Source organism: Amycolatopsis nalaikhensis, from assembly GCF_030264295.1.
In the GTDB taxonomy this organism is placed as follows: Bacteria; Actinomycetota; Actinomycetes; order Mycobacteriales; family Pseudonocardiaceae; genus Amycolatopsis; species Amycolatopsis nalaikhensis.
Genome location: NZ_CP127173.1, coordinates 5900705 through 5914877, shown reverse-complemented (window position 1 = coordinate 5914877; position 14173 = coordinate 5900705). Strand labels below are relative to the sequence as shown.

Sequence of the window (14173 nt, the reverse complement as noted above, 5' to 3'; positions counted from 1 at the left end):
CCAGTCGTGTCGACGCCGGCGGACGGGGCGACCGTGCAACCCGGCACCGAAGTCAGCGGCACCGCCGGGAAAGGCGATCGGGTAAGAGTGGCCGTCGACGGCCACGCAGTGGCCGAAGCTACGACGTCACCGGAAGGCACCTGGCGCACGACACTGCCAGTCGACCTTGGTGTCGGCCCGCACAAACTGACGGCCACAGCCGCCGGCTCCGCCGGTCAGCGGTCCCGGTCGTCCAAACCTGTCGCCTTCACCCTGATCCCGGCAGGCGCGTCCGCACTCAAGGCGGAGCAGACGTTCACCCCGGACGCACAGGCCGGCACGACCACCGTGATGACCGTGTCGTTCACCGCACCCAAGGGCATGCCGGTCTCTGCCGACGTCGAACAGCGCTTCGTCGCGCCCACCGGATTCCGGTTCACCGGCTTCGCCACCGCCCTGCTCGAACCCAGCGGCGACGCCCGTCAGCTCAACGTCCGGGTTGAGGACGAAGGCCGAGTGCTGGTGGTGCTCAACGCGATCAGGCTCAACCTCCCCGGCATCGCACCCGCCGGCATCGACCACCGGACGATCCAGGTCGCAGTCTCCGCGGACACGGCAACGTTCGGCTCGCACTCCGACGGCACGGTCACAGTCGGCTCCGGAACACCCGTCACGCTGTCCGGGAAGATCCACCCCGCCAGCTGACCTCGCGGCGGCGGGCGGGCCACACCGGCGCGGCCCGCCCGCGGCCGCCGAGCTCCCTGGCGAAGCACACCTTTCCCGGAAGTCGAATTTCGCTCGGTCTGCGCCGAGGCAGTCGGCAAATCCCGGCGTGATTTGTTCGGCGAACGCGTGGCCTAATTGCTTGCGTTGGGGAACAAGGGTTTCATGTCGAAGCCAACGCATGATGCACTTGCTGAGCTGATCGCGCGCCCGGCGGCGGGTAACTCCGAGAGAGATGCGTTGATCAGCGAGCTTCGGGCTAAGGGGTCAGTTCAGAATGAGTCGGCGTGTCGCCTTTGCTGGGGCTGCAGGGCTTCCCAGAATCTTGGTATGCGCGAGGGGGTTTTCTGACCGACCAGTTGCGGGAGCGGCTCGAGCCCCTGCTTCCGGCGCATCCGCGGCGGTTCCGCTACCCGGGCCGCAAGCGTGCCGATGACCGCGCCGCGCTGGAAGGCATCCTGTACGTGATCCGCACAGGTATCGGCTGGAACCGCCTGCCGACGGCGTTGTTCGGCGCGTCCGGGGCCACCTGCTGGCGGCGGCTGACCGAATGGCACGAGGCCGACGTCTGGCAGCAGCCGCACGAACGTCTGCTCGCCGAGCCGCGTGCCGCCGGACTGCTGGTCCTGTCGGCCGTGCTGGTCGACTCGACCCACCTGCGTGCCCTCAAAGGGGGGACCACACCGGCCCCAGCCCGGTCGACCGGCGCAAACTTGGCTCCAAGCACCACCTGATCACCGACGCACATGGCACCCCGCTCGCGGTCACGCTCACTGGTGGCCATCGCAACGACGTCACCCGGCTGATCCCGCTGCTCGACGCCATCCCGCCGATCCGTGGCACGGTCGGCAAGCCGCGGCGCCGACCACGTCAGCTCTACGCCGATCGCGGCTACGACCACGACAAGTACCGCCGCCTGGTCCGCGCCCGCGGCATTACTCCGCTCATCGCCCGCCGCGGCGTCGAGCACGGCTCCGGCCTGGGCAAAGTCCGGTGGCCCGTCGAACGCAGCTTCGCCTGGCTCAAGAACTTCCGCCGCCTGCGCATCCGCACGAACGACGAGCCGACGTCCACCAAGCCATCCTCAACCTGGCCTGCTCGATCCTCTGCCTCCGCAAACTCATTCTGAACTGACCCCTAAGGCCGCCGAACTGGAGCCCGCAGTTGGGGATGAATTCGAGGAAGTCCTCGAAGACGCCTTCCTCGGATAGGTTACGACGCGGGTAGGTATTCGATTCTTCGGGCTGATCACCTGCGGACCCTGCAAGCCCGCGACCAGCGAAAGCGCCATGCCGACGATCAACACCGCCGCTAGAGCACAATCCATCTTCTCCGTTTCCCTGGATCAGAGACTTTTCGCCGGACGGCCGGCAGGGTTCACCACCCTCGGCTCCGCAACCGACCCCGCTCCCGCTCGCGAAGACCACTGACCTGATCTGGACGTTCACGTGAGAACACTCACAGCACCTGCCTGAAGTCCCCAATTCGGCGTGAATTATTCATAACTCCAGGCCGCCGACGGGCCACAACTGAGTCACTCACGTAAAATTGATGCGCATTTTCTCCGACACGGACACCCCCAGCCAAGACCTCTATCTTTATGTCGCGCCAACCAACATTCAGCGTTAGACTGTCGACGCTTTGCCGCGGCCGGTTTCTTCCCCGCACGGGCCGCGGAGAGTTCGGATTCCCCTTTGGTAGGTGGTTCGAGGGCCACGTTGGCCAATAGGGGTCTCCGCCAGGCTATGGCATTCATGCAGTCGCCTGGCAGGGCGCTGGTTCACCCGACACCGGGGGGGCGACGGGTGAACCAGCGCCAACCCCGACGCACTCGGCTCGACCAGGAAGAGGACTCGTCGCGACATCAATTATTCACCTACGAATTGGGAATTTCGCGCACCTTGCACGTCCGGCGACTTGTCAACCGGCAGTCGCAGTGCGTTGTCGACTAGCATTTTCACGCACTCGCCAGAATTTTCGGGAGACCCAGAGCGCAGCTCGCCACAAGCAGATCTCGCCTCGCGAGTCGGTAACCAGAACTGGCGGGTGCCGCGCCAACGCTGCCGCGCCCCCGAGCCTGCGCCTGAGTCACATTGGAAGGACAACCTGATGGCTACGGTTCCCCTGTTCCCGCGGAAGACCCAGGACAACCGGTCACGCCGGCCTGAGGCGACGGCGTTCACCGTCGCCTCGGCCGATCAGGACGTCCTGTTCCAGCTCGGTGTCAAGACGGTGGTCGACCGATCGAGTCGGCTCGACTGGATCGGCGCGACCAACGACGGAAACCGGACGCTCCCGCTGTGCAGCCGAATGCGTCCTGACATCCTGCTGCTCGACGCGCGCCTCGACGTTGGAGGAAACCTCATCCGCGCCGTGACCGCGAGCCCCGCCGCGAACACGGTCATCGTCCTGGTCGGCGCCTCGGAACTCACCCCCGACCGGGTCGGCAAATTCGCCGAATACGGCGCCGTCTGCCTGCTCGACCGGTCGACCGGACCGGCCAAGCTCGCCGAGCGGATCGTCCAGTTTCACCTCTGGGGGCGTTCCACCGAATCCCTCCCAACACCGCGCGCGCAGCGCGTGCCGAGGGACCGCCGCCGGGCAAACGAGGAACTCACCCTCCGCGAGACCCAGATCCTCGGCTTGATCAGCATCGGCTTGACGAACGGCGAGATCGCCGAAGCGCAGACCGTCTCTTCCGAGACCATCCGCAGCCACATCAAGAACGTGTACCGAAAGCTGGGCGCTCGCAACCGTGCGCACGCGGTCGCGCTGGGCCACCTCGGCAACCTGATCGGCCCGCACGCATCGGAGCCCGCTCCGGCCCGAGCGGCCAACCAGTGACCGATGCCGGCCAAGACCGTCGTCCAGACAGGAGAAGCGAACTATGACCCGACTAGCCAAACGGCAAGGCCCGGTTTTCGTCGCCGCGAACCCGGCGACGGTCGAGCTCGCCCGCGACTATCTGAAATCCATCGGAGTCGGACTGACCTCCATCAGCATATCGACGACGGCTCTACAGATTTTCGTCCGGACCGCCGCGATCGACGAAGCTCGGACACGGACGGGCCACATCACCGAATCCTCGCTCCTTCAGCTGCGCATGATCGCCGCGGGGATGACCAACGCCGAGATCGGCCGCCAGCTCGGCATGTCCGAAAACACGATCAAGGCGAGCCTGAAAGCGCTGTTCAGAACAATCGGAGCGCGGGACCGCGCCCATGCGGTGCTGATCGGATGTCGCGCGGGACTCATCTGACCTGCATCCGCGAGCAGCCGGGCAATGGAACCTTCACCGGATATCGAGACTTGACTGATTTTCCTCGGACAGCCCCGTCCCCGGTCAGGGATCCGAGCATTCAAGGTGGCAGCACTTCCCATCTCGCGGCGGCCCGGTCGGCGTGTGCCGGTGCCCTCCCGTGCGCCGGCCGGGTGTCGACTCCCTCGCGAGATCGGGGCGTCGCGCGATGGGAGTGGGCACCTGCCATGAGGCCGGTGGGTGCTCTTTCGGCGCACCAACCCGAGATACCGGTGCAAACGCACTCGACCACGAAGTGATGGTGCCCGCATGACCCTGCCCCGAGCAGTCCTCCTCGACCTCGACGGAACGCTGATCGACACGGAAGAACTCTATCTCGAGGTCGCCGGCGAACTGCTGCGCGCGCACGGCTTGGCCTTGAGCGAGGAGGCTCGGATCGCGGCCATCGGATCGTCGATGCAGACGTTGGCCGCGCTCGTCCGGGCGGCCGGCCTGGACGAGCCCTCGGCGGCCATCATCGATGACATCGTGGCTGGGGTCGTGACGAGGCTCCAGGAATCGGTGCCGTGGCGCGATGGCGCTCGCGACCTCCTGTCGGCACTGCCCGGAACCGGAATCCGGATCGGTCTCGTGACGATGTCCTACCGCGTGGTGGTCGATCGGGTCCTGCGGGACGTGGGATCCGGCTTCTTCGCGACCATCGTGAGCGGAGACGATGTGGCGGAAGGAAAGCCCGCACCGGAAGCGTACGTCCGCGCGGCCGGCCTGCTGGGCCTCGATCCGAGCGACTGCGTCGCCGTTGAGGACAGCCTGACCGGTGCGGCAGCAGCGCGAAGTGCCGGGATGCGGGTCATCGGGGTCCCGTTCTACCGTCCGCTGCCCGAGGACGCGGTCGATGAGCTATGGGATTCGCTTGTCGGCCGGCGAGCCGACGACCTGATCAAGACACCGCGCCGCGATGTGTCCGCACGCACGGGTCTTGCCCCATGACACTCGCCGGTGACCCGACCACTCCGGGCTGCTCGCACGAGAGCATTGCGCGGGCGTCCTCGACGGTGAGATCCACGTCCGTCACTAAGTGCGATCAGGCTTGCGCCAACCTGCCGGGTCACGAGCCCGGAGCCGGGCGCTCATGATGGCGTCGGCGGCACCGGCCAGCCCGGCGGCGAAGTCCCACGTCGCCAGGTGATCGGTCATGCTGGCCAACCTCGCCGGTGTCGCCCGGCCAAGCCCACCGGGTTCGGGATCGGTGCAGGCGGAGTCAGTTCAAGACCGGGCTCGTCGACAGGAACCAGTCATCCAGCAAGGGATACAAGCCGAACCACAGACCGATGCAGATCCCGACGAGCAGCACTGCCATCAGCACCGCCCGCAACCAGACCGGGCCGGGCAGGATCCGCCACAGACTCGCGATCACCGCGTTCCCTCCCCAGCTGATTTCGACGCGCTGCTGACCAGGTGCGCGCCGATGATCAACCGTTGATAGTTGTCCCACTTGGGATTGCAGGTGGTCAGCGTCAGGCGGGCCGACGTCGGGGCCTGTCCCGGCTGCCCGGGAGCGGGCAGGAGCACCCCGACGTCGTCCGGGCGGACGATCCGGTTCTCGTCGACCTCGTAGACGTAGCGCCGAGTCCGGTCCTCCACGGTGATCTGGTCCCCCGGCGTGATCGTGTCGAGGTCCCAGAACATACCGTGTACCCGATGTCCGGCCACGGCGAAGTTTCCGATCTGTCCAGGCGTCGCTGTCCCGGCGTAGTGCCCCGGCGCGTGCCGCAGGTCTTTCGACGTGGTCCCCTCGACGACCGTCCACTCAAGACCCAGCCGCGGTATCGAGAGGACCGCGGCGGGATCACCGTCGGCCGGCGGTTCGTCCACCGCCGGCTGCCCACCGCCGACCGCAGGCTCGTTGCCCCACAAGGTCCGGCGCTCCTGGTCGAGCTGGCTCTGCGCAGCGTTCAGCTCGCCCACGGTGCCCCACGTCTCGTAGCCGACGAAACCCAGCATCACCAGCCCGAGGATGAGGACCGCTTCTCCGCAGATCCCGAAAATCCGCCACCGCAGACTGCCGCGCGGCCTCGGAGCGCGGGTATCCGCCGGTCGTCGTTCCGCCACCTCGGCGAGGCGCTGCGTCGTCATGCCGCGTCTGGGCTGGCACCGGAGGTCCGCGCCCGGCCAGGATCGGCGATCTGACCGCGGATCGCTTCCATCGTCAGCCGGGCCGCGTCGCCGGAACCGAACGGATTCCCCGTTCCAGGGCCCTTCTCGTTTCCGGTCAGCACAGCGCGCGCGGCAGCGACGACCCGCGCGAACTCCGTCCCGACCAATTGCGCCCAGCCCGCGTCGACCGCTTCGCGGCGCTCCGTCGTGTCGCGCGCCACCAGCACCGGAACCCGGAACGTCGGAGCCTCTTCCTGGATGCCACCGGAATCGGTGATCACCAAAGTGGACCGCGACAGCGCCCAGATCAGGTCGGGGTAGTCCAATGGCTCGGTCAGTGTCACCGCGTCGCAAGTCCCGAGGATCCGATGAACGATTTGGCGCACCTTCGGATTCGGATGCGATGGAAGAAGGAAGCGCGTGTCCGGGAACTCCAGGGCAATCTGCTTCACCGCGCCCAGCACTTCCCCGATGCCGCTTCGCCACGACTCCCGCCGGTGCATCGTCACCAGAACCCGCGGTCCGTGCCCGGAGAACGCGGCCGCGACCGCCTCGTTCCTCGGCGCCAGATTCAGCCCGGCGATGTGCTGTGCCGCGTCGACGACGGTGTTCCCGGTCACGACGATCTTTTCCTCCGGCACGCCCTCCGCCCGCAGCGCGCCGGCGGCCGCCGGCGTGGGAGCGAGGTGCAGCGCCGCGATCCGGGAGACCAGCTGGCGATTGGCTTCCTCGGGAAACGGCGACTCGAGATCACCGGTGCGCAAGCCCGCCTCCACGTGCACGACCGGGATGTGCCGCCAGAACGCGGCCAGCGCACAAGCCAAAGTGGTGGCCGTGTCGCCTTGGACGACGACCGCGGCCGGGCGGCGTTCGGCCAGAATCTGGTCGACCTGGGGCACCAGCTGAGTGAACAACTCGCTCAGCGTACCGGTCGGCCGCGACAGGCGGATCCGGTCGTCCGGCCGCACTCCGAACGGCGCCAGGCCCTGGCCAACCATGTCCGGGTGCTGCCCGGTCGCCACCATCCGGGTCGGGAACCCGAATTTCCCGGCCGCGAGTGCGATGGGCGCGAGTTTGATTGCCTCCGGCCTCGTGCCGGCGAATAGGATCAGTTCTTGATTCATCGTCGTTCTTCCCCGCTATGAGTGACGGGTGCCCGTACTGGCGACAGGCACCCGTCACCTTTGATCAGCTGTCGGCTTCCTCTGCCGTCCTGCGACGCCGCCGGGCGAACAGGACGAACATCATTCCCAGCGCCACGAGGGCGACGGCAAGGGCGATCCACCAGCTCAGACTGGCTCCGGTGACCGCGAGGCCGCCTGCCGTGCCCGTGCCGACGGGTCCAGGCTTGTACATCTGAATCCTCTCAGTGCTTGACTATTGGCTGTCCACGGGCGAACCCGGTTGCTCATGCTTCGACGGCAACCCCCTCTTGATTGAACGATTCGGCGTTTCGCCGCGTTTTGGCCCAGCCGTGCCGGCCCCGCATCATTCGATACACCGCACGCAGCGAAGTCACGTAGAACAGCCCGACGTACACCGTGAACGCCAGTCCGTAGCCGATACCGGCCAGCAGATTCGGCTTTCCGACGCAGCGGAACTGGTAAATCACGCCCCACACCACGAACGGCCCGGTGGACATGGCGACGAAGAGCAGGAGCAGCAACACCGTCCGCGTCGACGCCGCGTCCGCCAGCATCGCCGGGTCGCGGATCACCGCGGCGACCAGCAGCACGAGCGGGACCGGATAGACGACGGCTCCGATCAGCTGGAGCCAGGGCTGGATGAGGTAGTAGCTCGCCTCGACCACTCCCAGTTCGGTGAAATGCGAAGACCGCCAGATCGAAGGCAGATACCGGGCGCACTGCATCGTGCCCTGGCCCCACCGGGTCCGCTGCGTGACGAATCGCCGCAGGCTGTAGAGCCCTTCCTGGGACACATAGGAGTCCGAGGTCGCCGCGGTCCGCCACCCGGCCATCAGCAGGTGCAGCCCGAGCTCGTAGTCCTCCAGCAGCAGCCCACGCCATGGCTGTCCGGTTCCCCGGTCGATGGTCCGCAGCGCCGACATCCGGGTGAACTGGCCGTTGCCGCCCATCGCCACCGTGCCCGCGTAGGCCCGCGAGTGCTGCACGGCCGAAATCGCCGTGCGAAACTCCATGTCCTGCAACTGCACCAGCTTCAGCGCCGCCCAGCGCTTCCAGCGGCTGCCCTCGGCGGGCGGGGTGTGCCGGTTCAGCATCCGCACTTCCAGCTGGACGGCCCCCACCGACCGGTCCCCGAACAGGTGGCCCGCGGCGCACACGTCCAGACAGCCCGGGGCAAGGACGCCGTCCGCATCCACCACTCCGACGATGACCTTCTCCCAGTGCTCGTGCTTGCCCAGCCAAGCCGCGAGCTGCTGGTAGGCGGAGTTGAGCGCGTCGCCCTTCCCGGTGCGCGCGTCCGGCGGGCGCCTGCTGACCAGGTGGACGAACGGGTCTGGGTTCCCCTCGGCGGAGGCGATCGACTGGACGATCGCCGCGGTGTCGTCGTGCGAATCATCGTCGATGACCCACACATGTGCGTCAGGGAAGGTCCGGCGCAGCCGCCGGACGGTATTGCCGATCACCGCTTCCTCGTCCCGGCACGGAACGAAGAAATGCCAGGAGAAATCGGCTTGGGATCCCGCAGGCGTGCTCTTGCGACCGAGGAACGGAACGACGATCGCGCACACATAAGCGATGAAGACGCCGCTGCTCACGAAGGTGAATACACCAATAATTGTCGCCAACATGCCCGGGAGAACCTTTCCTCAGTGGACCGCGTAGCGCGGATTTACATACGCCGCAACCAGCGGACCACACTCGGGATTTCGGCGAACACGCCACCGAAACCCACTCGCCCAGTCCCGAACATGACATTCTCCACAGTCACTCGCGATCGCATCCGGGATTAAAGGATTATGCGATTAATCAATCCTCGCCTCCGCGAAACCGATCGACGAGCACCGGCGCGGCGGAATTACCTGTTCAACCGCCCGCGACCGGCCAGTTCCACCAAGCCGAGGAAAACCCGAAATCTCTGCCCGAAGTATGACTGTCTCCGCTCACCCGAAGCAAGACGGACGACGTTTTACCCCCCTTCGGGTTATGGCTATGTTCACAATGGTCGTGTGAGATATTCATTCGGTCGCCGCCGACCTGGCGAACGCTTTGAATACGCATCGCGCCCGCACGTCCGCGCGATGCGTGCGAGGGCGCCAAGCGCGGCTCAGTTGCGCACCTCGGCCAGAACAGCGTCTCTGACCCACCGGGCCACCTCCGGCGCCGACCTTCCGGCGAGCGCGGGGACGTCGGCCTCCCAGAAGCGGAGCGCGCGCACGCCCGCCGCGGACACGGCCGCGGCGTCGCACTCCAAACCGGACCCGAGCTTCCACGACCGGAACATCGCGGCCACGCCCGGCCCTGGCTCCTCGGGCCACCCCGGCGACCCGGCCGCCCGGATCCAGTCCCACACACGACGCAGCCTCACCCTGCTGCCCAGCCTGCCGTCCCCGTCGTCGACGGCTTGCCACATGGTCGGCAGCAACGCGGCCAGCACGCCGCCGGGATGCGCCCCCGTCTCGAACGCCACTTCGGCGGCGACCGCCTCCGAGGCCGTGACGACCGGTTGATGCCCGGCGAAAGGCAAGCCGAACTGTGCCATGTCCGCGTAGCTGGCGAGGAGGCGATCACGCGCGGGCAGTCCGTCTTTCCCCGCCCGCATGCCAAGTGGCACGAGCAAGCCCACCACTGTCTGGGTTTCCGCCTCAGTCAATGCGTTGGCGTTCTCATCCGCGACATACCAGTCCGCCGCCCGCATGACCGACGCGGATATCCCCTCGACGATGGACTGCGGCGGCAGCGAGCCGGTGAACGTGCTGTCGACGACAGCGATATCCGGCACCAGCCCCGGTCCGTCCACCAGCCGTCGATGCCCTCGGAGCACGATTGACGCGAACGGCCGCACCGCGGCGGCCGTGCCGATAGTCGTCGGGACGAAGGTCCGGTGCAGCTGCACCGATGACTCGGCAGGCAGCTTGATCATTCCCCGGCGGGCACCGCGAGCGCGCACCGCCGGCAGGATCCGCTCGTCAGCGAGATGGCGGCAAGCAAGTTTCGTCAGGTCCAGCACCGAGGAACCGCCGACCGCCACCACACCCTCCGCCCCAACCCGGTCCAGCGAGCGGGCCAGTTCTTCGGCCTTTTCGACCGTGCCGGGCGCCTGCACGAGCCACACCCAGTCGGCGTCGATGCCCAGATGAATCCGCAGCGTCTCCACCAATTGGAAGTTCGCCGCGGCGAACCCCGCGCTCACCACCAGCATGGTGCGCGATCTCGGCGCTGCCCCGGACATGGCTCGCCACACGTCTTCGCCCGCGTAGACCCGGGTCCCGCATTCCCACAGCACCACTTCGTTGGCCCGTCTCATAACCCTCTGCCTGGCTCCCCTCGAGGACTGTGGCGCATCCCAATCGCACACCAAATAGCGGTCGGACGGGCTGTCTCTCCGGCCGCTGCCACTGAATTATGCCCAGAAGAGCGCAGCGACCTGTACACAATGGGGCACGGTTTGTGACCGGTTCGCAAGCCAACAACGACGTAATTCACACTGAACCGATTAACGTCGTGATATTTTCACGGCCAGAACGGGATGAACTGCACGGGATGCCGGTGCGTACCCGCCGAACTCGTGTCAGACGTTTTCGGCTTTCCGGCGGTGCCGCGCGGGTGCCGAATGCCGGATGCCTGAAAGTAACCGCAAGCGCGGTCTGGACCACGCCTGCCCGGACAGTGCGGCGATGCAGTGAGCGACGCGATCTCACCGGCAGCTCCGGAAGGGGTCGCCGCTCCGATCCGGCGGCGCCGCTCCCGCGAGCAGGATCTCTCGGGGGCCGCCCAGCGGCACTACCGCCAGTAGCACGACCCATCGGTCTCAGCCCGCATACACCTGCGCAAATCACCCGAACGAGTAGGTTTAACTGGCCAAGATGAGCTGATCCCGCATCTAGTATGAAATTACCCGCACAGGCCAGGCTGCGGAATCACGGCTCGCCGAGTTGGCCGTCGAGACAGAGGGGAACGCATGAACGTGGAAACCTCATCGCGGATACCTCGACGACGAGCCGGTCGGCCGTCGACCGGCCGACCGGATTCCCCCCGTGGCCTCCGGCACAGCCAGCGGTCCGGCGCGACCGGGCTCGCCGAGCGCCGTCGCTCAACCGCTCGGAGGTCCTTGCCGTCACACAGAACGCGAGGACACCGCGAACATGCATAGAAGACTGTCCGGTCCAGTGGCCGGCCTGGTCAAGACTGTCTGGGCGAACGGGCCGGGAGTCCGGTTGGCGGCGTTGGGCATTTGCACGTTCTTCGTGGTCCGTGGTACTGAGCGAGTACGAACAGGCGAAGCCGAAGCACGGGGAGTTCGGAGCCGCCCTGCTCGCGGCGACTTATCTCTCGGTGCTGGCGGTCTGCGTGGTCGGCCTCGCCCTTCGGATCCGATCGACCACTTCGGCGAGGGCAGTCGCCACGCTCGTTCTTGTTCATTTTCTCATGGTCTGCGCCAGAGCATTCGGCGTTCCGGGGAACTGGGTGCCCTCCGCCGTGATCCTGGGCTGGCTGTGCCTCATCGTGGTCCGCAAGCCGCAGCTGCGGTGGTCGGCCTACAGCCTGCTCCTGGTAATCGGCATGATCGGCTTCGTAGCGGGCCTCCCGCTCAGCCTCGGCGACAGGATATATTACGCGATCAATCTCATCGTTCAGTTCCTCGCAGTGGGGATCAGCATCCGCGCAGTGACGAATATTGCCGTGCTGACCATCGAGCGGAGAAAGGCGAATTTGGAGATAAGCCGCTTGAGCGTGGCCCAGGAACGCGCCCGGATGTCGCAAGAGCTGCACGACCGGCTAGGCCACAGCCCGGTCGTGATCATGTTGCGCAGCGAACTCGCCGGGCGGTTGGCCGGTACCGACACGACTCAGGCAAGGTCCGAGATCACCGCGGTGCACCACATCGCCAAAGACTCGCTGGACGACATGCGCGGCATCGTGCACGGTGGACTCAATACCAGTTTCGACCGGGAACTCGCCGGTGCCGTCGAGCTTCTCGAGGCGGCCGGGGTCCACTGTGAACTCCGCGTCGCCGGACGGGGTCATGGCCGATGCGCTGGGGTGGATCGTACGGGAAGGAACCACCAACATCCTCAAACACGCTTCGGCCGCCGAATGCACGATCACGCTGGTAGAGGAGGATCGCGGGTACGTCTTCCTGATCGAGAACGACGGCGTGGTTCCAGGCGAAGGCTCGGCGCCGCGGAGCATCACCAAATGCGCCGAACAGCTCGGTGGCTCGGTCAAGGCCGTGCGTTCGAGCGGGCAGTTCACCCTCGAGGTCCGACCGCCCGCGCTGTCATTCAGTTCGGGCTACGCCGAAGAACCCTCGTCCCGACAGGAGGCAAACACGTGGTAATCCGGTTAGTGCTGGCCGAGGACCAGCGAGTCCTCCGCGAAGCTCTAGTCGCCTTGCTCGAGCTGGAGCGCGACCTCAAGGTGGTCGGGGTGGCCGAACGAGGCCAGGAGGCCGCCCAGCTGGCCGTCAGCATGTCGCCGGACGTGCTGATTCTCGACATCGGGCTGCCTGACGTCAACGGCCTCACGGTTGCCGCCCGGGTCCGAGCCCAGCTCCCGGCGATCCGGATATTGATGCTGACCTCGCTCGACAGGCCTGGAGTCGTCCGGGAGGCACTCACCCTCGGCGTCAACGGCTTCCTGCCCAAGGGCGTCGCCGCCGCCGATCTCGTCACGGCCATTCGCGACGTCCACGCAGGCAAGCGGGTCGTTTCGCCCGACCTGGTCTCCGCCGCGCTGGCGGCGGGGGAAAATCCGCTGACCCCGCGCGAACGCAGCATCCTCCAGCTGGCCGCGACCGGGACCCCTCCCCCGGAAATCGCCACGCAACTGCACCTGGCCGAAGGAACGGTGCGCAACTACATCACGCGGATCATCGCGAAACTCTCCGCGCGCAACTCGACCGACGCCATCCGCATCGCCAAGCACTACGGCTGGCTTTGACCGCGACCGCTGCATTGCCCGCCAAGCTCACTGCCTGACAGGCGACCACGAGCAGTCGCAACGTGCCCGCGGCGCGGCCGGTTCCTCAACATGACCAACTCATGCTGCTCGGCCGCACCGCGCTTCAGCGCCACTGTCGGGTCGAGCACCGGCCGGGGCGAGGCGGAGGAGCCTCGATACCCGTGGCTGCGCGGCGACCAAGGGGCAAGTATTCGCGTCGTTCACACATGTCGGCTTACCAGCACCTGCTTAAAGGAATGACGACGCAGCCTACCGAACCCCTTCGGGTTCAACGGCCGCCTAGTCGGGTGGCGAACGGTTCCGCGCCGTCCATGCACGTCGACTGCTCATCTCACACCGCTACAGCTACATCTTCGGCTGCGTACAGGAACACCTCGATTGAGCACCGGCACTCCAGGTCACTGCCCACCGGCTCCGCCCGCCTCGAACCCGGCCGTCCCGGCTCCGGAATCCACAGCGTTGACCAGGTCTGACGGATCGAGGCTGCTGGCACCGGTTGTTCACGCTGGTTGTCACCACGACCCCGGGGCCGGCGCGCGGCAGGGTCTTGACGCTCCCCAGCCAAGACACGTCGCCCGCCGAGTCAAGAAGTCCCGCGTGCTTCCCCCCATCTCATCGGCCGGACCGGGTTTCGCTTTGCCGCACAACTGCAGGACCGGGATATCGTTCAGGCGCAGTACACCGACGGCCTAGCTGCCGACGTGGGCACCGTCCGCGACAGAATGGAGGGTCCCGTCGTCGTTTCGGTCAGCACCCCTTCGTGCATGTTTTGGCCTGGTGCCACTGTGCCGTGGTCCTCCTGTCCGCTGATCGACAGACGGGAGGACCACGGCACAGAACAATTGAGGGTAATGGAATTTTGTTACTTGAATCCTGAACACACTGCTCGTGCGAACGCCGATTTCAGCCGTATTTTAGATCCAGATGTTCCGAGCCGAGTTCTGGCAGT

The 14173-nt window shown here is 66.5% G+C and carries 12 protein-coding genes and 1 pseudogene; 6 read left to right on the top strand and 7 right to left on the bottom strand.

Annotated elements, in window-relative coordinates:
* The first annotated feature begins 6 nt into the window (after positions 1-6).
* The 5 genes and pseudogenes from QP939_RS28990 (at position 7) to QP939_RS28970 (ending at position 4951) form a co-directional block, all read left to right on the top strand.
* Positions 7-684 (top strand): Ig-like domain-containing protein, encoded by a 678-nt coding sequence (locus QP939_RS28990; RefSeq protein ID WP_285459870.1) that lies wholly within the window; start codon positions 7-9, stop codon positions 682-684.
* Between the two features lie 365 nt (positions 685-1049).
* Positions 1050-1836, top strand: a pseudogene (locus QP939_RS28985) (IS5 family transposase).
* Positions 1837-2748: 912 nt separating this feature from the next.
* Positions 2749-3546, top strand: a complete 798-nt coding sequence (locus QP939_RS28980; protein ID WP_285449367.1) for a response regulator transcription factor — start codon at positions 2749-2751, stop codon at positions 3544-3546.
* Between the two features lie 43 nt (positions 3547-3589).
* Positions 3590-3961 (top strand): response regulator transcription factor, encoded by a 372-nt coding sequence (locus tag QP939_RS28975; RefSeq protein ID WP_285449366.1) that lies wholly within the window; start codon positions 3590-3592, stop codon positions 3959-3961.
* A 309-nt stretch (positions 3962-4270) separates the two neighbouring features.
* Positions 4271-4951: an HAD family hydrolase gene (locus tag QP939_RS28970; protein WP_285449365.1), complete on the top strand. Its 681-nt coding sequence runs from the start codon at positions 4271-4273 to the stop codon at positions 4949-4951.
* Between the two features lie 84 nt (positions 4952-5035).
* On the opposite strand, the gene QP939_RS28965 is transcribed toward QP939_RS28970, so the two are convergent.
* From QP939_RS28965 to QP939_RS28935, 7 genes are all read right to left on the bottom strand, one after another.
* Positions 5036-5158 (bottom strand): hypothetical protein, encoded by a 123-nt coding sequence (locus QP939_RS28965; protein WP_285449364.1) that lies wholly within the window; start codon positions 5156-5158, stop codon positions 5036-5038.
* A 64-nt stretch (positions 5159-5222) separates the two neighbouring features.
* The gene (locus QP939_RS28960; RefSeq protein WP_285449363.1) at positions 5223-5378 is read right to left on the bottom strand and encodes a hypothetical protein; all 156 of its coding nucleotides are present in this window, start codon (positions 5376-5378) and stop codon (positions 5223-5225) included.
* Positions 5375-6097 carry a class E sortase gene (locus tag QP939_RS28955; RefSeq protein ID WP_285449362.1) on the bottom strand — a complete coding sequence of 241 codons (723 nt, stop codon included), beginning with the start codon at positions 6095-6097 and terminating at the stop codon, positions 5375-5377. Before QP939_RS28955 ends, QP939_RS28960 begins: the two co-directional genes overlap by 4 nt.
* Positions 6094-7242 (bottom strand): non-hydrolyzing UDP-N-acetylglucosamine 2-epimerase, encoded by a 1149-nt coding sequence (gene wecB / locus QP939_RS28950; RefSeq protein ID WP_285449361.1) that lies wholly within the window; start codon positions 7240-7242, stop codon positions 6094-6096. The genes QP939_RS28955 and wecB overlap by 4 nt, the downstream gene beginning before the upstream one ends.
* A gap of 64 nt (positions 7243-7306) precedes the next feature.
* Positions 7307-7474 (bottom strand): LAVTG motif-containing sortase-dependent surface protein, encoded by a 168-nt coding sequence (locus QP939_RS28945; RefSeq protein WP_285449360.1) that lies wholly within the window; start codon positions 7472-7474, stop codon positions 7307-7309.
* Between the two features lie 52 nt (positions 7475-7526).
* Entirely contained in the window at positions 7527-8891 is a 1365-nt protein-coding gene (locus QP939_RS28940) for an XrtP-associated glycosyltransferase (RefSeq protein WP_285449359.1), read from the bottom strand.
* Between the two features lie 476 nt (positions 8892-9367).
* Positions 9368-10567 carry an iron-containing alcohol dehydrogenase gene (locus tag QP939_RS28935; RefSeq protein ID WP_285449358.1) on the bottom strand — a complete coding sequence of 400 codons (1200 nt, stop codon included), beginning with the start codon at positions 10565-10567 and terminating at the stop codon, positions 9368-9370.
* 947 nt (positions 10568-11514) lie between these two features.
* Between QP939_RS28935 and QP939_RS52250 the strand changes: the two genes are divergently transcribed.
* The gene (locus tag QP939_RS52250; protein WP_434219580.1) at positions 11515-13203 is read left to right on the top strand and encodes a response regulator; all 1689 of its coding nucleotides are present in this window, start codon (positions 11515-11517) and stop codon (positions 13201-13203) included.
* Positions 13204-14173 lie beyond the last annotated feature (970 nt).